The organism is Streptomyces sp. NPDC002206 (assembly GCF_053593595.1).
Map to the genome: position 1 here is coordinate 60,160 of NZ_JBSFCW010000001.1, position 17,853 is coordinate 78,012.

General features: G+C 70.3%; 17 protein-coding genes. 10 read left to right on the top strand and 7 right to left on the bottom strand.

All coding sequences use genetic code 11. The features are described from left to right. Positions 1-145: 145 nt before the first annotated feature. Both ACWCP8_RS00275 and ACWCP8_RS00280 read right to left on the bottom strand, forming a co-directional pair. Positions 146-1,192, bottom strand: coding sequence for a family 2 encapsulin nanocompartment cargo protein polyprenyl transferase (locus tag ACWCP8_RS00275; protein WP_451113813.1), 1,047 nt, complete (start codon positions 1,190-1,192; stop codon positions 146-148). 276 nt (positions 1,193-1,468) lie between these two features. Continuing rightward, entirely contained in the window at positions 1,469-2,875 is a 1,407-nt protein-coding gene (locus ACWCP8_RS00280; protein ID WP_451113814.1) for a family 2B encapsulin nanocompartment shell protein, read from the bottom strand. A gap of 178 nt (positions 2,876-3,053) precedes the next feature. Here ACWCP8_RS00280 and ACWCP8_RS00285 point away from each other — a divergent pair, with 178 nt between their 5' ends. The 4 genes from ACWCP8_RS00285 to ACWCP8_RS00300 all read left to right on the top strand — a co-directional run bounded on the left by ACWCP8_RS00285 (position 3,054) and on the right by ACWCP8_RS00300 (position 6,498). After that, positions 3,054-3,503: an RrF2 family transcriptional regulator gene (locus tag ACWCP8_RS00285; RefSeq protein ID WP_352266406.1), complete on the top strand. Its 450-nt coding sequence runs from the start codon at positions 3,054-3,056 to the stop codon at positions 3,501-3,503. Positions 3,504-3,586: 83 nt separating this feature from the next. Beyond that, positions 3,587-4,783: a globin domain-containing protein gene (locus ACWCP8_RS00290; RefSeq protein ID WP_352266405.1), complete on the top strand. Its 1,197-nt coding sequence runs from the start codon at positions 3,587-3,589 to the stop codon at positions 4,781-4,783. Between the two features lie 139 nt (positions 4,784-4,922). After that, positions 4,923-5,513 (top strand): N-acetylmuramoyl-L-alanine amidase, encoded by a 591-nt coding sequence (locus tag ACWCP8_RS00295; protein ID WP_451113815.1) that lies wholly within the window; start codon positions 4,923-4,925, stop codon positions 5,511-5,513. A 67-nt stretch (positions 5,514-5,580) separates the two neighbouring features. Then, entirely contained in the window at positions 5,581-6,498 is a 918-nt protein-coding gene (locus ACWCP8_RS00300) for a 1-aminocyclopropane-1-carboxylate deaminase/D-cysteine desulfhydrase (RefSeq protein WP_352266403.1), read from the top strand. Here ACWCP8_RS00300 and ACWCP8_RS00305 read toward each other — a convergent pair. Then, the gene (locus tag ACWCP8_RS00305; RefSeq protein ID WP_352266402.1) at positions 6,465-8,075 is read right to left on the bottom strand and encodes a Na+/H+ antiporter; all 1,611 of its coding nucleotides are present in this window, start codon (positions 8,073-8,075) and stop codon (positions 6,465-6,467) included. The genes ACWCP8_RS00300 and ACWCP8_RS00305 overlap by 34 nt on opposite strands. 35 nt (positions 8,076-8,110) lie before the next feature. Between ACWCP8_RS00305 and ACWCP8_RS00310 the strand changes: the two genes are divergently transcribed. From ACWCP8_RS00310 to ACWCP8_RS00320, 3 genes are all read left to right on the top strand, one after another. Continuing rightward, the gene (locus tag ACWCP8_RS00310; protein WP_267002005.1) at positions 8,111-8,371 is read left to right on the top strand and encodes a UBP-type zinc finger domain-containing protein; all 261 of its coding nucleotides are present in this window, start codon (positions 8,111-8,113) and stop codon (positions 8,369-8,371) included. Positions 8,372-8,603: 232 nt separating this feature from the next. Further along, positions 8,604-9,017: an ATP-binding protein gene (locus ACWCP8_RS00315; protein ID WP_030915678.1), complete on the top strand. Its 414-nt coding sequence runs from the start codon at positions 8,604-8,606 to the stop codon at positions 9,015-9,017. After that, a complete protein-coding gene (locus tag ACWCP8_RS00320; protein WP_382828530.1) occupies positions 9,014-9,961 on the top strand; it encodes an RNA polymerase sigma factor SigF in 948 nt (315 codons plus the stop codon). The genes ACWCP8_RS00315 and ACWCP8_RS00320 overlap by 4 nt, the downstream gene beginning before the upstream one ends. A gap of 13 nt (positions 9,962-9,974) precedes the next feature. Here ACWCP8_RS00320 and ACWCP8_RS00325 read toward each other — a convergent pair whose 3' ends face one another. Beyond that, positions 9,975-10,352, bottom strand: a complete 378-nt coding sequence (locus ACWCP8_RS00325; RefSeq protein WP_352266456.1) for a hypothetical protein — start codon at positions 10,350-10,352, stop codon at positions 9,975-9,977. A 225-nt stretch (positions 10,353-10,577) separates the two neighbouring features. Here ACWCP8_RS00325 and ACWCP8_RS00330 point away from each other — a divergent pair, with 225 nt between their 5' ends. Next, positions 10,578-11,546: a diacylglycerol/lipid kinase family protein gene (locus ACWCP8_RS00330; RefSeq protein WP_352266401.1), complete on the top strand. Its 969-nt coding sequence runs from the start codon at positions 10,578-10,580 to the stop codon at positions 11,544-11,546. A gap of 319 nt (positions 11,547-11,865) precedes the next feature. Continuing rightward, positions 11,866-12,123: a WhiB family transcriptional regulator gene (locus ACWCP8_RS00335; protein ID WP_003953983.1), complete on the top strand. Its 258-nt coding sequence runs from the start codon at positions 11,866-11,868 to the stop codon at positions 12,121-12,123. Positions 12,124-12,293: 170 nt separating this feature from the next. On the opposite strand, the gene ACWCP8_RS00340 is transcribed toward ACWCP8_RS00335, so the two are convergent. Then, the gene (locus ACWCP8_RS00340) at positions 12,294-13,760 is read right to left on the bottom strand and encodes a sensor histidine kinase (RefSeq protein ID WP_352266455.1); all 1,467 of its coding nucleotides are present in this window, start codon (positions 13,758-13,760) and stop codon (positions 12,294-12,296) included. A gap of 341 nt (positions 13,761-14,101) precedes the next feature. Further along, entirely contained in the window at positions 14,102-15,172 is a 1,071-nt protein-coding gene (locus tag ACWCP8_RS00345) for an SIS domain-containing protein (RefSeq protein WP_326627375.1), read from the bottom strand. A gap of 209 nt (positions 15,173-15,381) precedes the next feature. Here ACWCP8_RS00345 and nagB point away from each other — a divergent pair, with 209 nt between their 5' ends. Beyond that, positions 15,382-16,167 carry a glucosamine-6-phosphate deaminase gene (gene nagB / locus ACWCP8_RS00350; RefSeq protein WP_326634098.1) on the top strand — a complete coding sequence of 262 codons (786 nt, stop codon included), beginning with the start codon at positions 15,382-15,384 and terminating at the stop codon, positions 16,165-16,167. 132 nt (positions 16,168-16,299) lie between these two features. Here nagB and ACWCP8_RS00355 read toward each other — a convergent pair whose 3' ends face one another. Continuing rightward, positions 16,300-17,847, bottom strand: a complete 1,548-nt coding sequence (locus ACWCP8_RS00355; protein WP_451113816.1) for a glycoside hydrolase family 3 protein — start codon at positions 17,845-17,847, stop codon at positions 16,300-16,302. Positions 17,848-17,853 lie beyond the last annotated feature (6 nt).

The window sequence follows — 17,853 nt, forward strand, 5'->3', positions numbered from 1 at the left end:
TCTCGCTCGTACCACCTCAACCGACGTACAGGATCTTAGAGTTGATGCCGTACGGGTCCGGCGGGAGCCGGTCGCTCCGCCGCCCTCCTCTCTGCCCCGGCGCGTTCGGTGGATGACGGCCACTTCCTCTTTCTCCTCTCCTCCCTCAGTGGGTCCGGCGGGTGACGAACTCAGCCAGGGCGAGCAGATCGCCCGCCGCCGCCAGGTCGGGCACCGCCCGGGACAGATGGTGGACCGCGCGGGCCATCCGGTCCGCCGCGCCGACCTGCGCCCAGTCCCGGCCGCCGGCCCGGTCGACCGCGTCGGCGGCTCGGCTCACCTCGCCGGGTGTGCGCATGGAACCCCGGTAGAGCGCCGCGAGTTCGGCCGCCGCCGGGGTGTGGGAGGTCAGCGCGGCGACCACCGGCAGGGACTTCTTGCGGGCGGTCAGATCCGCCCCGACCGGCTTCCCGGTCTGCGCCGGGTCCCCCCAGATGCCGATCAGATCGTCGATGAGCTGGAAGGCGAGGCCCGCCTCCCGGCCGAAGCCGTCCATCGCGCCGACCGCCCGCTCCTCCACGCCGGCGTACAGCGCACCGAGCGCGCAGGCGCAGCCGAGGAGGGCGCCGGTCTTGGCGGTGGCCATGGCGAGACACTCGTCGAGCGAGACCTCGTCGGGGCCGCGCTCCTCGAAGGAGCAGTCGGCCTGCTGTCCCGCGCACAGCTCGATGACGCAGTTCGCGAGCCGGGTCGAGGCGCGCGCCGAGGCCGGGCGGGTGTCCTCGGTGAGCAGCCGGTGGGCCAGGGCGAGCATGGCGTCGCCCGCGATGACGGCGGCCGGGACGCCGAACACCGTCCAGGCCGTGGGCCGGTGCCTGCGGGTCCGGTCCTCGTCGATGACGTCGTCGTGCAGCAGGCTGAAGTTGTGGACCAGCTCCACGGCCACGGCTGCCCGCACCGCCTGCTCCGCATCGCCGCCCACCGCACGGGTCGCGGAGAGGACGAGTGCGGGCCTGATCGCCTTGCCGGCCTGCCCCGCGGTCGGAGTGCCGTCGCCGTGCTCCCAGCCGAAGTGGTACATCGCGACACGCCGGATGGATCCGGGCAGCGACTCGACCGCGGCCCGAAGCTGCGGATCGACGAGACTCCGGGTGCGCTCCAGGAGCGCCAGGGCCTCATGGCCCTCGGCGGTGGCGGTGTCCGTACTGATCATGGTCACAGTGGCTCCCTCAGGTCACCCGGGTCCGGAGCGACCCGGCCGGGGCGTCGGTGGTGCGGTGAGCGGGTGGTTTCCACGGGGCAGCGCCACAGGTCACTCGGCCCATAGGTCACCCCCGTCGGAGCGGACCAGGCCCGTCCGAGGAAACCGGGACGGGCCGCCGGTCCCGGGCCGGGGTGGGTCAACCGACCCAGGACACCTCGGATCGGCGGCCTCGGGCCGGGGATGACGGGTGGGACCCGGACGGGGCAGGTCCGGGTCCCGCGGACCTCAGCGCCAGCGGCTGACCTCGACGTTCTCCAGGACCCCGAGGGCGTCCGGCACCAGCACGGCCGCCGAGTAGTAGGCCGTCACCAGGTAGGAGATGATCGCCTGCTCGTCGATGCCCATGAAGCGGACCGAGAGGCTCGGCTCGATCTCGTCGGGGATGCCGGTCTGCTGGAGCCCGATGACCCCCTGCTCGGCCTCGCCGGTTCGCATGCAGATGATCGACGTGGTGCGGGCGTCGGTTACCGGGATCTTGTTGGACGGGAAGATCGGTACACCGCGCCAGGCGGGCACATGGTGGCCGCCGATCTCCACGCTCTCCGGCACCAGCCCGCGCCTGCTGCACTCGCGGCCGAACGCGGCGATGGCCCGCGGGTGGGCGAGGAACAGCTTCGATCCGCGGCGGCGCGACAGCAGTTCGTCCATGTCGTCGGGGCCGGGCACGCCGTCGTGCGGCTGGAGGCGCTGGTCGTAGTCGCAGCTGTTGAGCAGCCCGAACTCCCGGTTGTTGATGAGCTCGTGCTCCTGGCGCTCGCGGAGCGCCTCGACCGTGAGCCGCAGCTGCTGCTCGGTCTGGTTCATCGGCTGGTTGTACAGGTCGGCGACCCTGCTGTGGACCTTCAGCACGGTCTGGGCGACGCTCAACTCGTACTCGCGCGGCGCCGATTCGTAGTCGACGAACGTGTGCGGGACGACGGCCTCGCCGACATGGCCGGCGGAGAGGTCGATCTCCGCCTCGCCGTACTTGTTGGTGCGCTGGTGCGGGATGTTGAGCAGGCCGGCGAGATGCGCGCGGAGCGAGTCCGCCCGCTCGGCGAGGTTGAGCACATCCGCCCGCCTCAGCGTGAGCACCGTGCACGCGGTGACGGCGCGGGCCGTGTACTCCCAGACTGCGTCGCCCTCGATCAAGGAGTGGTCGCCGAAGTACGCCCCGTCGGCGTGCACCCCGAGCACCGCCTCGTCGCCGTAGGGGCCTGTGCCGACCTTCTCGACCTTGCCGTGCGCCAGCAGGAAGACCCGGTCCGCGGACTCCCCGGAAGCGGCGATCACCTGCCCCGCGGCAATCTCGCGCTGCTCGCACCGCCGGGCCAGCTCGGCGAGCACCTCCTCGTCGCCGAAGTCCCGCAGGGCGGACAGTTCACCGAGCTCCGCGGGGATCACCGTGACCCGGTCACCGGTCTGCACGAACGTCACCCGGCCGTCTCCGACCGAGTAGCTCAGCCGGCGGTTCACCCGGTATGTGCCGCCCTGTACCTGCACCCATGGAAGCATGCGCAGCAGCCACCGCGAGGTGATCTCCTGCATCTGCGGAGCGGACTTGGTGGTCGTCGCGAGGTTCCGCGCAGCCGCCGTGCCCAGACTCTGCTGCGGCGGTGCCTGCGTGTTCTGAACCTCTTCACCAACGGACATCTGACGTCCTCTCGATCATCGGCTGACCTGCGAGAAGAAGCCTTTCAGCGTGGGGACGCAGCACGCTATTACACAAAAGAGTGTGACTAATCGGTCTTTGGGCTGGGCACGACGCCGAGCGATGTCCACATCGCTTCTTAATTTGCATCGCTGATGCAAGTTATCTAGGCTGACCACCATGCGGCTGACGAGATTCACCGACGTGGCGCTGCGCGTACTGATGCGCCTCGCCGTCGTGGAGAACGAGGACCCGCCGACCACCCGGGAGGTGGCGGCGACCATGCAGGTGCCGTACACCCACACCGCGAAGGTGGTCGCCCGACTGCAGCACCTCGGCCTGATCGAGGCGCGGCGGGGCCGCGGCGGCGGACTCACCCTCACCGGAGCCGGCCGGTCCGCCTCGATCGGCGGACTCGTCCGCGAGCTCGAAGGGCCCGGCGATGTCGTCGAGTGCGAGGGCAGCACCCCCTGCCCGCTGCGCTCGGCCTGCCGGCTGCGCGGCGCCCTGCGCCGGGCGGAGGATGCCTTCTACGCCTCGCTCGATCCGATCACCGTCGCCGAACTCGTCACCTCCCCCACCGGCCCCCTGCTGATCGGCATCAGCAGTGGCCGCCCGGCCGCCGACTGAACCACCACATCCCCACCGGGCGGTTTCCGCTGCCCAAAAATACGAATCTCAGATACCAATTCAACCTCCGAGGAGTCAGCCCGATGCTCTCCGAGCCGTCCACCGCCACCGTCCGTGCCACCCTCCCCGTCGTCGGCGCGGCCATCGGCGACATCGCCGATCTCTTCTACCGGAAGCTGTTCGACGCCCACCCCGAGCTGCTGCGCGACCTCTTCAACCGCGGCAACCAGGCGTCCGGCGCCCAGCGCCAGGCCCTCGCGGGGTCCATCGCCGCCTTCGCGACCCAGCTGGTCGAGCGCCCGGACACCCGCCCCGACGTGATGCTCGGCCGGATCGCCCACAAGCACGCCTCGCTCGGCGTGACCGCCGCGCAGTACGACGTCGTGCACACCCATCTCTTCGCCGCCATCGCCGAGGTGCTCGGCGATGCGGTCACCCCTGAGGTCGCGGCCGCCTGGGACGAGGTGTACTGGCTGATGGCCAACGCCCTGATCGCCATCGAGGACCGGCTGTACGCGCAGCAGGGCGTGGCCGCCGGTGACGTCTGGCGCGCGTGGGAGGTGACCGACCGGATCGAGGAGACCGCGGATGTAGCCACCTTCCGGCTCCGCCCGGCCGACGGCACCTCCGCCCCCGCCTTCCGCCCCGGCCAGTACGTCTCCGTTCAGGTGGAACTCCCCGACGGGGCACGCCAGATACGCCAGTACAGCCTCTCCTCGGCCCCGGACTCGCCGGTCCGTTCCATCACCGTAAAGCGGGTGCACGGCGACGGCTCGCCCGACGGCGAGGTCTCGTCCCACCTGCACGCCCGCACCCGGGCGGGCGACCGGCTGCGTGTCTCCGCCCCCTACGGCGATCTCGTCCTCGACGCCGTCGACGCCCCGCTGCTGCTCGCCTCCGCGGGTATCGGCTGCACCCCGATGCTGTCGATGCTGGACCACCTCGCGGCCACCGGCCATCGCGCCCCGGTCACCGTCGTGCACGGCGACCGGTCCCCCGCCGACCACGCCCTGCGCACCGACCACGAGCGGCTCACCGACAAACTCCCGGACGCCGTGGCGCACTTCTGGTACGAGAACCCGGAGCCCGGCCACCCGGCCGACCGCACCGGTCTGGTCGATCTGAGCGGCCTCACGGTCCCGTCCGGCACGCACGCGTACCTCTGCGGTCCGCTGCCCTTCATGCGGGCCGTCCGCACCCAATTGCTGGCCAAGGGCGTCCCGGCGGCCGACATCCACTACGAGGTGTTCGGCCCCGATCTGTGGCTCGCCCAGGACTGAACCTCACCGGATGCTGGCGGAATTGACCGGATCTGCTCGCACACCGCCCGAACAACGTGCCGGCGGATGGCCCGGAGCACGGCGCTCCGATACAAGCGGTGTACGGACTCGCTCCCCCCACACCCCAAAGGAGTCGGCCATGTCCACCCCCATGTCCGCGAGCGCCCTGCTCGAAGCCCTCCGGCACGAAGGACTCACCGTCGTCCAGGTAGGCGACTGGCGTACGCACAACCGCAATCACAAGGGCCCCTGGGGCCCCGTGAACGGCGTGATGATCCACCACACGGTCACCAGCGGTACCGCGGCCACCGTCCGGATCTGCCGCGACGGCTACCCGGAGCTGCCCGGCCCGCTGTGTCACGGCGTGATCGCCAAGGACGGCCGGATCCACCTCGTCGGCTACGGCCGTGCCAACCACGCCGGCCTCGGCGACGACGACGTGCTGCGCGCCGTCGTCGCCGAGAAGCGCCTCCCGCCCGACAACGAGGCCGACACCGACGGGAACAGGCACTTCTACGGTTTCGAGTGCGAGAACCTCGGCGACGGCAAGGACCCCTGGCCCGACGCCCAGCTCGAAGCCATCGAGAGGGCCGCCGCCGCAGTCTGCCGCCATCACGGCTGGACGTCCCGCTCGGTCATCGGCCACAAGGAGTGGCAGCCCGGGAAGGTCGATCCTCGCGGTTTCACGATGGAGTCCTTGCGCACCCGGATGCACGCCCGGCTGAAGTAGCCGCACGCCCGCACCCACGCCACCAGGGCGACGGGGGCCGACCGGCAGACCGGGCGACAATGGGCGCATGCCCTGCCACCCACTCGACCTCTCCCGGCTGCAGCCGGTGCTCCCGTCACCCCTGCAACCGGTCGAGGACGAGCGCTTCGACCGGCACGGCATACGGCTGCTGCTCAAACGCGACGACCTGATCCACCCGGATCTGCCGGGCAATAAATGGCGCAAACTCGTCCCCAATCTGACGGCCGCCGCCGGGCGCACCGTGCTGACCTTCGGCGGCGCCTACTCCAACCATCTGCGCGCCACCGCCGCCGCCGGCCGGCTGCTCGGATTCCCCACCGTCGGCGTCGTACGCGGCGACGAGCTGGCCGGCCGGCCGCTCAACCCGTCGCTGGCGCAGTGCGCGAAGGACGGCATGCGTCTGCACTTCGTGGACCGTGCGACGTACCGCGCGAAGACCGATCCGGCGGTCCTGGAGGGGCTGCTGAGCGCCTACGGGGCGTGCAGTGTCGTCCCGGAGGGCGGCAGCAATGCCCTGGCCGCACAGGGCTGCACAGCGCTCGGGCGGGAGCTGCACGGCCTGGCCGATGTGGTCGCGGTGGCCTGCGGCACGGGCGGCACCCTCGCCGGTCTCGCCGCCGGCCTCGCACCGGGGCAGCGGGCACTCGGCATTCCGGTGCTGCGCGGCGGCTTCCTGGGGGACGCGATACGGGAGCTGCAGCGGGAGGCGTTCGGCGGGCCCGCCGGGGTGTGGTCCCTGGACGAGCGTTTCGCCTTCGGCGGCTACGCCCGTACGACTCCGGAGCTGCACGCCTTCGCCGACGACTTCGAGGACCGGCACGGGCTGCCCGTCGAGCGGCTCTACGTCGCCAAACTGCTGTACGGGCTGACCGAGCTGGCCCAGGAGGGCGCGTTCGCCCCGGGGACGAGGCTCGTGGCGGTCGTCACCGGTCAGCCCTGGGGCACGTCGGACTCCTCGCGGTAGGCCGCCGCCTCCTCCAGGTCCAGCCGTCGCAGCAGGTTCCGCATCATCTCGTCGTCGATCCGCCGCTCGTCCCGCAGCCGTACGAAGACCGTGCGCTCGGCGTCGATCATTTCCCTGGCCAGCCGCCGGTAGGTGTCGTCGGCCGACTCCCCGGTCACCGGGTTGGCCGCGCCGAGCCGCTCCCACACGGCGTTGCGGCGGCGCTCCAGGACCATACGCAGCCGGTCGGTGAGCGGTCCGGGCAGACAGTTGCGTGGGTCGGTGAGCAACTCCTCCAGGCGCGCATCGGCAGCCGCGGAGGCCTCGCTCTGGGCCTGCGCCTCGGCGAGGGTCTCCGCCTGCGCGTCGCGCCCCGGGAGCTTCAGGACGCGCACCAGGAGCGGCAGGGTGAGCCCTTGGACGACCAGCGTGCCGATGACGGTCGTGAAGGTCAGGAAGAGCACCAGGTTGCGGGCCGGGAAGTCCTCGCCGTTGGTCATCGCCACCGGGATGGAGAATGCGATGGCGAGCGAGACGACGCCGCGCATCCCGGCCCAGCCGACGATCAGGGGCGAGGTCCAGTTGGTCTCGGTCTCGCGCTCCCTGATCCGCTTCGACAGCCACCGCGGCAGATAGGTGGCCGGGTAGACCCAGATGAAGCGGACCACGACGACGGCGAGGAACACGGCCACCGCGTACCGAAGGGCCTCCGTGACGGCATAGGTGCCGAGCCCTTTCAGTACGAAGGGCAGCTGCAGTCCGATCAGCGCGAAGACCGCCGACTCCAGGATGAACGCGACCATCTTCCACACGGCCGCTTCCTGGAGCCGGGTCGCGAAGTCGACCTGCCAGGAGCGGTGCCCCAGATACAGCGCCACGACGACCACGGCGAGCACTCCGGAGGCATGCACGCGTTCCGCCGCCGCGTACGCCACGAAGGGGATCAGCAGCGACAGGGTGTTCTGCAGCAGGGCTTCCTTGAGGTGCGTGCGAAGCCAGTGCAGCGGCACCATCAGCACCAGACCGACCCCGACACCGCCGCCCGCCGCGAGGAGGAACTCGCCGATCCCGGCGCCCCAGCTGATGCTCTCGCCGACGGCGGCGGCCAGCACCACCTTGTAGGCGGTGATCGCCGTCGCGTCGTTCACCAGGGACTCGCCCTGCAGGATCGTCGTGACCCGGCTCGGCAGCCCGACCCGGCGGGCGATGGCGGCCGCCGTCACGGCGTCCGGCGGCGCGACGACGGCGCCCAGCACCAGTGCGGCCGTCAGCGGCAGGTCGGGCACCAGCCAATAGGCCAGCCAGCCGACGGCGAAGGTGGCGAAGAGGACGTAGCCGACGGAGAGCAGGGCGATCGGCCGGACATTGGCGCGCAGATCGAGGTACGAGCTGTCGACCGCGGCCGTGTAGAGCAACGGCGGCAGCAGCAGCGGCAGCACGATGTGGGCGTCCAGGGTGTACGACGGCACGCCCGGCAGATAGGAGGCGAGCAGCCCCCCGGCGACCAGCAGCAGCGGGGCCGGCACCGGGGTGCGGCGGGCGGCCCCCGCGATGGCCGCACTGGCCGCGACAAGTGCCACCAGCGGCAATGCGTCCATCTCACCGTCCTCACATCCGTCGTAACCTGACAATCATGAGTGAGTGCCTGCACGTTCTCGAACTGCCGCGCCCCGAGCCCGCCCCGCTCAGCGCCACATGTCCCGAATGTCTTGCCGCGGGCACCCACCCCGTGCAACTGCGGCTCTGCCTGGTCTGCGGCCATGTCGGCTGCTGTGATTCGTCGCCTCTGCAGCACGCCACGGATCACTTCAAGACGACCGGCCATCCGGTCATGCGGAGCTACGAGGCGGGCGAGAGCTGGCGTTGGTGCTTCGAGGACGGTTCGATCGTCTGACGTCTGGGTACGTCAAACCGGCGCCTGTTGTTCGTAATTGACCGCCGCAGACCTCTAGCCACTGTGTGTACTCATGGGCTTACCATGAGTGACAGTCATGGGATGGGGTCCCGGCGACACGGCATCATGGATCGCGATAGCGTCGCCGGACCAAGAACCGAAGACGTACCGCATGGCTCCGGGGCACCCTTCCCGGAACCTCGAAAGAGTTTGTGCCACCTTGGAGGTGAGGGTGTCCCAGATCGCAGGCGAGCCCGGGAATCAGGACTTCGTGGAAGTCCGGCTGCCCGCTGCGGGTGCCTACCTGTCGGTGCTGCGTACGGCCACGGCCGGTCTCGCAGCGCGCTTGGACTTCACGCTCGACGAGATCGAGGATCTTCGCATCGCGGTCGACGAGGCCTGCGCGATTCTGCTCCAGCAGGCCGTGCCCGGCTCCGTCCTCAGCTGCGTCTTCCGACTCGTCGACGATTCTCTCGAGGTGACGGTAGCGGCCCCGACGACGGACGGCCGGGCCCCCGAGCGCGACACATTCGCCTGGACGGTGCTCTCCGCACTGGCCGGCAAGGTCGACTCCACGGTCGCCGACGACCGTACGGTCAGTATCAGCCTGTACAAACAGCGCGGCGCGGGACCCGGGCCGGCGTGAGCAACGGGAACGGGGACGGTCCTGTGCGGGACGAGACGATCCGACCAGGGGTGGTGCGACCAGCAGGCATCCCGGAGCAGCAGGCCCTGCCCCATCCGGAGGACGGGGCGGACGGGCCGGTGGTCCGTACGGTCGCGGTGGAGCAGGCGGAGCGGGCAGGCCAGATGAGCGAGCACGGACACCACGATCCGCGTGACCGCAGTGGAGCGCGGGCACTCTTCATCGAGCTTCGGGAACTCCCCGACGGCTCGCCGGAGAAGGCCGAACTGCGCAACCGGCTGGTGCGGATGCATCTGCCGCTCGTGGAGCACCTGGCCCGCCGGTTCCGTAACCGCGGCGAGCCGCTGGACGATCTGACGCAGGTCGCCACGATCGGCCTGATCAAGTCGGTGGACCGGTTCGACCCGGACCGCGGCGTCGAGTTCTCCACGTACGCGACACCGACCGTCGTGGGCGAGATCAAGCGGCACTTCCGCGACAAGGGCTGGGCGGTCCGGGTGCCGCGCCGGCTGCAGGAGCTGCGGCTCTCGCTCACCACGGCCACCGCGGAGCTCTCCCAGCAGCACGGCCGGTCGCCCACGGTCCATGAGCTGGCGGAGCGGCTGGGCATCTCCGAGGAAGAGGTCCTGGAGGGCCTGGAGTCGGCCAACGCCTACAGCACGCTCTCACTGGACGTCCCGGACACGGACGACGAGTCCCCTGCGGTCGCGGACACGCTGGGCTCCGAGGACGAGGCGCTGGAGGGCGTCGAGTACCGGGAGTCGCTGAAGCCTCTGCTGGAGGACCTGCCGCCCCGGGAGAAGCGCATCCTGCTGCTCCGGTTCTTCGGCAACATGACGCAGTCGCAGATCGCGCAGGAGGTCGGCATCTCCCAGATGCATGTCTCGCGCCTGCTGGCCCGCACGCTGGCACAGCTGCGCGAACGACTGCTCGTCGAGGAGTAGCGGGCGTCGCGCGTCACGCCTCCGGCGTCGCGCGCGGACCCCGGATGCCCAGCGCCTCCCTCGTCACCGGCCTGAACAGCTGCACCAGCGCGGTCAGCGCCACCGCGGCGAGGACGATCCCCGCCGGGATCAGCGCACCGTGGGAGCGCAGCAGCGTCCAGGCCACCGGCAGCGCCATGAGCTGCGTGATCAGCGCCGGACCCCGGCTCCAGCTGCGCCGCAGCAGCAGTCCTCGCGCGGCGAGGAGCGGGATCAGGCCGAGCGCGATCAGCGTGAGACCGCCCATCTCCGCCTGCTCCGGACTGTCCGGCCGGCCGAGCAGGCCCATGACCAGCATGTAGACCCCGCCGAGTGCGAGCGCCGCCCCTTCGAGGGCGTTGAGTCCGGCCACGAGGGCGATCCTGGCCGGCTTCGTCGGCTCGGCCGTGGGCGACGAGGGCGGCGTGTTCTGCTGAGTACTCACCCTTGCAGGTTGGCATCCCGGCGCCGCGAAAGCGAAGCCGGGGTCCGGATCGGAGTGCCGCGATGCAGCCCCTCGCACCCGGACCGTCACCGAACGTGAAGACAACGGGTGAGGACTTCAGACCGATTCCACGCGGTAGGTAGTCTGGCCGTCATGCGCGCACTCCTTGTGGTCAATCCAGCTGCTACCACCACCAGTGCGCGGACCCGTGACGTGCTCATCCACGCGCTGGCCAGCGAGATGAAGCTGGAGGCGGTGATCACGGAGTACCGCGGGCACGCCCGGGACCTGGGGCGGCGGGCCGCCGACTCCGACGACATCGATCTCGTCGTGGCCCTCGGCGGCGACGGCACGGTCAACGAAGTCGTGAACGGCCTGCTCCACAACGGTCCCGACATCGACAACCTGCCGAGCTTCGCCGTGGTGCCCGGCGGCTCCACCAATGTCTTCGCGCGCGCTCTGGGCCTGCCCAACGACGCGGTGGAGGCGACCGGCGCGATCCTGGATGCGCTGGCCAACCGGACCGAACGCACGGTCGGTCTGGGACTGGCGGCCGGCACGCCCGGGACCGAGGACGAGTCGGTCCCCAAGCGCTGGTTCACTTTCTGTGCCGGTCTCGGTTTCGACGCGGGCGTGGTCGGCCGGGTCGAACAGAAGCGCGAGCGCGGCAAACGGTCGACGCATGCGCTGTACGTACGTCAGGTGGTGCGGCAGTTCCTGGACGAACCGCACCGGCGGCACGGAACGATCACGCTGGAAGTCCCCGGCGCGAACCCGGTCACCGATCTCGCGCTGTCCATAATCTCCAACACGGCCCCCTGGACCTACCTGGGGAATCGTCCTATATACGCATCCCCGAAGGCCTCGTTCGACACCGCCCTGGATGTCCTCGGACTGAAGCGCCTCTCCACCCCCGCGGTCGCCCGGTACGGCACCCAGCTGCTCACTTCGAGCCCCGAGAAGGGTCCGCACGGCAAGCACGCTGTTTCACTTCACGACCTCACGGACTTCACCTTGCATTCAAAGGTTCCACTGCCGTTCCAGATGGACGGTGACCACCTGGGCCTGCGTACCAGTGTGACGTTCACAGGCGTACGCCGTGCACTGCGTGTGATTGTGTGAGCGGAAGGACCCAAAGTCCTTTAACTCGAACGTTTGGACTGGCCTCCACCCCATAGAAGTACGGCTGTGACCTAGCCGACACCGAGGAATCAAAAAAAAGTTTCCGGAAGGGGTTGTATCCGCCGCCGAGGTTTGCGAATCTCTACATGGCGATCGGGACGGCCCGCAACAACGGCCTCCACTGAGAGCCAGAACCCCTCCTCACTTCACAGGACCACAACCAGTTCATCTGGGCGTCGGCCCATCAGCTGTGGGGGGATTCGTGAAAGCGTTCACATTCACAAGCAACAGTATGCAATACCAAGGAGAGGTAGCAGCCATGGACTGGCGTCACAACGCCGTTTGTCGTGAGGAAGACCCCGAGCTGTTCTTCCCCATCGGCAACACCGGTCCTGCGCTGCTGCAGATCGAGGAAGCCAAGGCCGTCTGCCGTCGCTGCCCCGTCATGGAGCAGTGCCTGCAGTGGGCGCTCGAGTCCGGCCAGGACTCCGGCGTCTGGGGTGGCCTCAGCGAGGACGAGCGCCGCGCAATGAAGCGCCGCGCCGCTCGCAACCGGGCGCGTAACGCCAGCGCCTGATCCGACGCCACCGCTACGAGCCTCAGTCAGGCGGCGCGTACAGAGCGTACGCACCACCCCGCCCCCCGAGTCGCAGCGCGCAGTACCCCCGAAGCGCATGCATGACCAGTGAGCCCGGACCATCAACAACGGTCCGGGCTCACTGCTGTTCCCCCGGGGAACAGCTCCGGCTACTTCTCCGCGCTGACCGGGATGTCGAGGACCACCTGGGTGCCGCGCCCGGGAGCCGGGACCATGCCGAACGATCCGCTCAACTCGCCCTCCACCAGCGTCCTTACGATCTGCAACCCCAGGTTGCCGGCCCGCTGCGGGTCGAACCCCTCGGGCAGTCCGCACCCGTCGTCCTGGACGGTGATCAGCAACCGGCCCTCGGCCGGGGAACCGCCGCGCACCGCAGAGACCTCCACCGTGCCGGTCTCGGCGACGGTGAACGCGTGCTCCAATGCGTTCTGCAGCACCTCGGTCAGCACCATGGCCAGCGGAGTGGCCACTTCCGCGTCGAGGATGCCGAAACGGCCCGTGCGACGGCAGGTGACCTTGCCCGGCGAGATCTCGGCCACCATCGCGATGACCCGGTCGGCGATCTCGTCGAACTCGACCCGCTCGTCCAGATTCTGGGACAGCGTCTCATGGACGATGGCGATCGAACCGACGCGCCGTACCGCCTCGTTGAGGGCCTCGCGGCCCTGCTCGGAATCCATCCGGCGGGCCTGCAGACGCAACAGGGCTGCCACGGTCTGGAGGTTGTTCTTCACCCGGTGGTGGATCTCCCGGATGGTGGCGTCCTTCGTGATCAACTCACGCTCGCGGCGACGCAGTTCGGTCACGTCGCGGAGCAGGACCAGGGAGCCGATACGGACACCCTTGGGCTTGAGCGGGATCGCCCGGAGCTGGATCACGCCGCCCGCGCACTCGACCTCGAACTCGCGGGGCGCGTAACCGCTGGCCACCTTGACCAGGGCCTCGTCCACCGGGCCGCGGGACGGGGCGAGTTCGGCGGTGGTCTTGCCGAGGTGGTGTCCGACCAGGTCGGAGGCGAGACCGAGGCGGTGGTACGCGGAGAGGCCGTTGGGGCTGGCGTACTGGACGACGCCGTCGGCATCGAGCCTGATCAGCCCGTCGCCGACACGCGGCGACGCATCCATGTCGACCTGCTGGCCGGGGAACGGGAAGGATCCGGCAGCGATCATCTGGGCCAGGTCCGAGGCCGACTGGAGGTAGGTGAGCTCCAGCCGGGACGGGGTGCGGACGGTCAGGAGGTTGGTGTTCCGGGCGATGACCCCGAGAACCCTGCCCTCACGGCGTACGGGGATGGACTCGACCCGTACCGGCACCTCCTCGCGCCACTCCGGGTCACCCTCGCGCACGATCCGGCCCTCGTCCAGCGCCGCGTCCAGCATCGGACGGCGGCCGCGCGGCACCAGGTGGCCGACCATGTCGTCCTGGTAGGAGGTGGGGCCGGTGTTGGGCCGCATCTGGGCGACCGACACATAGCGGGTTCCGTCGCGGGTGGGAACCCAGAGGACCAGGTCGGCGAAGGACAGGTCGGAGAGCAGCTGCCACTCCGAGACCAGCAGATGCAGCCACTCGAGGTCGGTGTCACTCAGGGCTGTGTGCTGGCGGACGAGGTCGTTCATGGAGGGCACGTGTGCGAGCGTACCTGTGGATACGCACTGGTTCCGAACCGAACGACCGGCCCGTACGTTCAAGGGGGAAGGGGCCGGAAATTGCCGCGCTCCGATGGATGGACACAGGCGAATGGTCTAGTCCACAATGCTCAAGACAGAGCTTCCGCTCTCCCCGCACAGGAGAGTGGATCGAGGTGGCCGCGCTCTCTGCCCTGACTGCGACGGCGCCTCTCCCCGGCCGGGGGCACCGCACACCGCCGGCCGAGTAACTCCGGGCTGCGGTGCCGGACGGGCTGAGGGTCCCGTCCTGGCGCCGCGGCCCGCGGGTGTTTCTGCGGGCCGCCCCGTGTTCAGCGGGTCTCGGTGACCTTGGCCAGTGCGCGGGGCGCGTCCGGGTCCTGACCACGGGCAATGGTCACCTCGTACGCCAGCAACTGCAGCGGCAGGATCTCCAGGATCGGCTGGACCTCCTCGGCGACCCCGGCCGTCGGCAGCACGAAGCCCGCGGATGCCGCCTCCACCTGGGCCTTCGGGCCGACCACGAAGAGGTCCGCGCCACGGCCGCGCAGCCGGTCCAGGACCGGCTGGAGGGCCTCGCCGCCCCGGCCGTCGGTGACCACGGCGATCACCGGGGAGATGTTGTCGACCATGGCGAGCGGGCCGTGCAGCAGATCGGCCCCGGAGTAGGAGAGCGCGGGGATATAGCTCGTCTCCATCAGCTTCAGGGCGGCTTCCTTGGCCGTGGGGTAGCCGTATCCGCGCGAGGTGATGACCATGCGCTCGGCAAAGCGGTAACGCGACGCCAGGCCCTTGATCTCGTCCTTGCGGGCCAGGACCGCTTCGGCCAGCTCCGGCAGGATCGCGGCGGCGGCGCCGTCCCCGCCGCGCAGGCCCTCGACGAAGAGGTAGAGGGACAGCAGGGAGGCGGTGTACGTCTTGGTGGCCGGAAGGGCCTTCTCCGGGCCCGCCAGGATGTCGATGTGGTGCTCGGAGACGGCGGCGAGCGGCGAGTCCGGGTTGTTGGTGACGGCCAGGGTGATCGCGCCGGCCTCACGGGCCGCCCGGGTGGAGGCCACCAGGTCGGGCGAGCCGCCGGACTGGCTGACGGTGATCACGAGGACGTCCCGCAGGTCCGGCTTGGCGCCGTACGCCGTGGTGGTCGACATCGACGCCAGACCGCAGGGCAGGCCGAGCCGGATCTCCAGCAGGTACTTGGCGTAGAGCGCCGCGTTGTCCGACGTACCGCGGGCGGTGAGCAGGACGAAGCGCGGGTTCTTCGCCGCGATCTCGGCGGCCACCGCCCGGATCTCCGGGGCGCCCCGGTCGAGGATGCGGCGCAGCACCTCGGGCTGCTCGGCCATCTCGCCGGACATGATGCGGCCCGGCCGCTCGCCCTCTTCGGCCGGAAACGTGGCGGACATGTCGGGTGCCTCCCAGAGGTCTCTCGGTGCGTCCGGAGCGGCGGTCCGACCAAGTCGACCACGGGGACGCCGAGGGCCGCCAGCGGGCCGCGGCCGGACAACGCACGAACGCCATCCGGACGTCACCGCAGGGTGGCCCGGCTCTGCTAGATTAGGTCTTGATTGGTCTATACCACATGTCATCATCTCCTCAGATCGGCAGGCCCCGCGTGGAAGTTGTCATCGTCCCGGACGCCAAGGCAGGCGGCGAGCTCATCGCGGGGGCCATCGGCGCCCTGCTCAGCCGCAAGCCCGACGCACTTCTCGGCGTTGCCACCGGTTCGACCCCGCTGCCCATCTACCAGGCACTGACCGCCAAGGTCCGCTCCGGCGAGGTGGATGCCTCGCGCGCCCGCATCTGCCAGCTCGACGAGTACGTCGGACTGCCCGCCGGCCACCCCGAGTCGTACCGCTCGGTGGTGCTGCGCGAGGTCGTCGAACCGCTCGGCCTGTCCGAGGCGTCCTTCATGGGCCCCGACGGCTCCGCCGAGGACGTACAGGCCGCCTGCGAGGCGTACGACAAGGCGCTCGCCGCAGCCGGCGGGGTGGACCTGCAGCTGCTCGGCATCGGCACCGACGGTCACATCGGCTTCAACGAGCCGTGCTCCTCGCTCGCGTCCCGCACCCGGATCAAGACGCTGACCGAGCAGACCCGGATCGACAACGCGCGCTTCTTCGACAACGACATCAGCCAGGTGCCGCACCACGTCATCACCCAGGGCATAGGCACCATTCTGGAATCCCGCCACCCGATCCTGCTGGCCACGGGCGAGGGCAAGGCCGAGGCGGTGGCGCAGACGGTCGAGGGGCCGGTGGCGTCGTTCGTCCCGGCGTCGGCGCTGCAGCTGCATCCACATGCGACGGTGGTGGTGGACGAGGCGGCGGCGTCGAAGCTGAAGCTGGCGGACTACTTCCGCGCCACGTATGCGGCGAAGCCGCGGTGGCAGGGGATCTAGGGTCTTCGTTCGGATCAGGCTGAGCCCAGCATGATCCGAACGAGAGGCCCCAGGTCTCCGGACAAGGAAGGGCCGGGGCACCGTGGCGGTGTCCCGGCCCTTCTTTGTTGCTCATACGCCGGACGGCTCGGCTCAGTGGCCGGACACGGTCGGGTGGGGTGCTCCCGTGATGGCTTCCGCTGCCGCAACTCCGCAGACTCGTGCCGCTCCGTGGGTCGCTATGTACAGCGCTCCCCTCGGCTCCGCCTGCGGTACGCCCATCTCGACCACCACCGTGTCGGGACGCTCCGCCAGCAGCGTGGTGAGTGCCTGGCTCATCCACGCGTGCCGGTGGGCGTCACGGACGACCGCGACGATGCGCCGCTCCCCCGCGGCCCGCATCACCGAGGCCGCCGGCTCCTCGGTCTCGCCGCTGTACGTGTCGGTCGCGGTGCCGGGCAGGACCCGGGCCAGTTCGGCCGCGACGCCCCACGGGGTCTCGTCACCGACCGCTATGTTCGCGACGGGGGTGAACGCGGCCACGTACGCCGGTTCGGTGAGCGGTTCTGCGGCGCCGGTCAGCTGCAGCGCGCGACGGGCGGCGACCAGGCCGATGTCGGACGCGATACCGGTGCGGGGCGCGGTCCCCTCCTGCGTTGCCGCGCCCGGCTCCGGGACAGCCCCCCGGGCCCGCTGCGTCCAGGACGCGAGGGCACGTACCCGTGCCGCCGCGTCGGCCAGCCGCTCCTCGGGCAGTTCGCCGGCCCGCACCGCCGCGACCAGCGCGTCGCGCAGCCGCAGCACGGTGGCCTCGTCCTCCAGCCCGCCGCCGACGCAGATCGCATCGGCGCCCGCGGCGATCGCGAGGACGGAGCCGCGCTCGATTCCGTACGTCGCGGAGATGGCCTGCATCTCCATGCCGTCGGTGACGATCAGGCCGTCGTAGCCCAGCTCGTTGCGCAGCAGACCCGTGAGGATCTGCGGGCTCAGCGTCGCCGGGCGGTCCGGGTCGAGCGCGGGCAGCAGGATATGCGCGCTCATCACCGATTTGGAACCCGCTGCGATCGCCGCCCGGAAAGGCACAAGCTCACGCGCGTGCAGGGTCTCGAGGTCCACATCGATGCGGGGCAGCGCATGGTGCGAGTCGACGGCGGTGTCGCCGTGTCCCGGGAAGTGCTTGGTGCAGGCGGCGACCCCGGCGGCCTGGAGGCCTTCGATGTACGCGGCGGTGTGCCGGGCCACGAGGTGCGGGTCGGCCCCGAACGACCGTACGCCGATGACCGGGTTGCCCGGATTCGAGTTGACGTCGGCGGACGGCGCCCAGTTGAGGTTGACGCCGCACTGGGCGAGCCGGCGGCCGAGCTCCTGAGCGACCGCGCGGGTCAGCTCCAGGTCGTCGACGGCCCCGAGGGCGAGGTTGCCCGGGAAGGACGAGCCATGACGCACCTCCAGTCGGGTGACGTCACCGCCCTCCTCGTCGATCGCGACGAGCACGTCGTCCCGCTCGGCCCTGAGCTGGGCGGTGAGCGCGGCGAGCTGTTCCGGCGTCTCGATGTTGCGGCCGAACAGGCCGACGGAGGAGAGGCCTTCACCGACGCGGCGCAGCAGCCAGTCGGGGGCGGTGGTACCGCTGAACCCGGGCTGCAGGACGGCCAGGGCGTCGCGCGTGACGGTGTCCGTGGTGGAGGTGAAGGTGGTCATGGGGCG

Excerpts from the sequence above, each read along its gene's own strand:
- ACWCP8_RS00275 (WP_451113813.1), bottom strand. The coding sequence starts at position 1,192 with ATGATCAGTACGGACACCGCCACCGCCGAGGGCCATGAGGCCCTGGCG.
- ACWCP8_RS00280 (WP_451113814.1), bottom strand. The coding sequence starts at position 2,875 with ATGTCCGTTGGTGAAGAGGTTCAGAACACGCAGGCACCGCCGCAGCAG.
- ACWCP8_RS00285 (WP_352266406.1), top strand. The coding sequence starts at position 3,054 with ATGCGGCTGACGAGATTCACCGACGTGGCGCTGCGCGTACTGATGCGC.
- ACWCP8_RS00290 (WP_352266405.1), top strand. The coding sequence starts at position 3,587 with ATGCTCTCCGAGCCGTCCACCGCCACCGTCCGTGCCACCCTCCCCGTC.
- ACWCP8_RS00295 (WP_451113815.1), top strand. The coding sequence starts at position 4,923 with ATGTCCACCCCCATGTCCGCGAGCGCCCTGCTCGAAGCCCTCCGGCAC.
- ACWCP8_RS00300 (WP_352266403.1), top strand. The coding sequence starts at position 5,581 with ATGCCCTGCCACCCACTCGACCTCTCCCGGCTGCAGCCGGTGCTCCCG.
- ACWCP8_RS00305 (WP_352266402.1), bottom strand. The coding sequence starts at position 8,075 with ATGGACGCATTGCCGCTGGTGGCACTTGTCGCGGCCAGTGCGGCCATC.
- ACWCP8_RS00310 (WP_267002005.1), top strand. The coding sequence starts at position 8,111 with ATGAGTGAGTGCCTGCACGTTCTCGAACTGCCGCGCCCCGAGCCCGCC.
- ACWCP8_RS00330 (WP_352266401.1), top strand. The coding sequence starts at position 10,578 with ATGCGCGCACTCCTTGTGGTCAATCCAGCTGCTACCACCACCAGTGCG.
- ACWCP8_RS00335 (WP_003953983.1), top strand. The coding sequence starts at position 11,866 with ATGGACTGGCGTCACAACGCCGTTTGTCGTGAGGAAGACCCCGAGCTG.
- ACWCP8_RS00340 (WP_352266455.1), bottom strand. The coding sequence starts at position 13,760 with ATGAACGACCTCGTCCGCCAGCACACAGCCCTGAGTGACACCGACCTC.
- ACWCP8_RS00345 (WP_326627375.1), bottom strand. The coding sequence starts at position 15,172 with ATGTCCGCCACGTTTCCGGCCGAAGAGGGCGAGCGGCCGGGCCGCATC.
- ACWCP8_RS00355 (WP_451113816.1), bottom strand. The coding sequence starts at position 17,847 with ATGACCACCTTCACCTCCACCACGGACACCGTCACGCGCGACGCCCTG.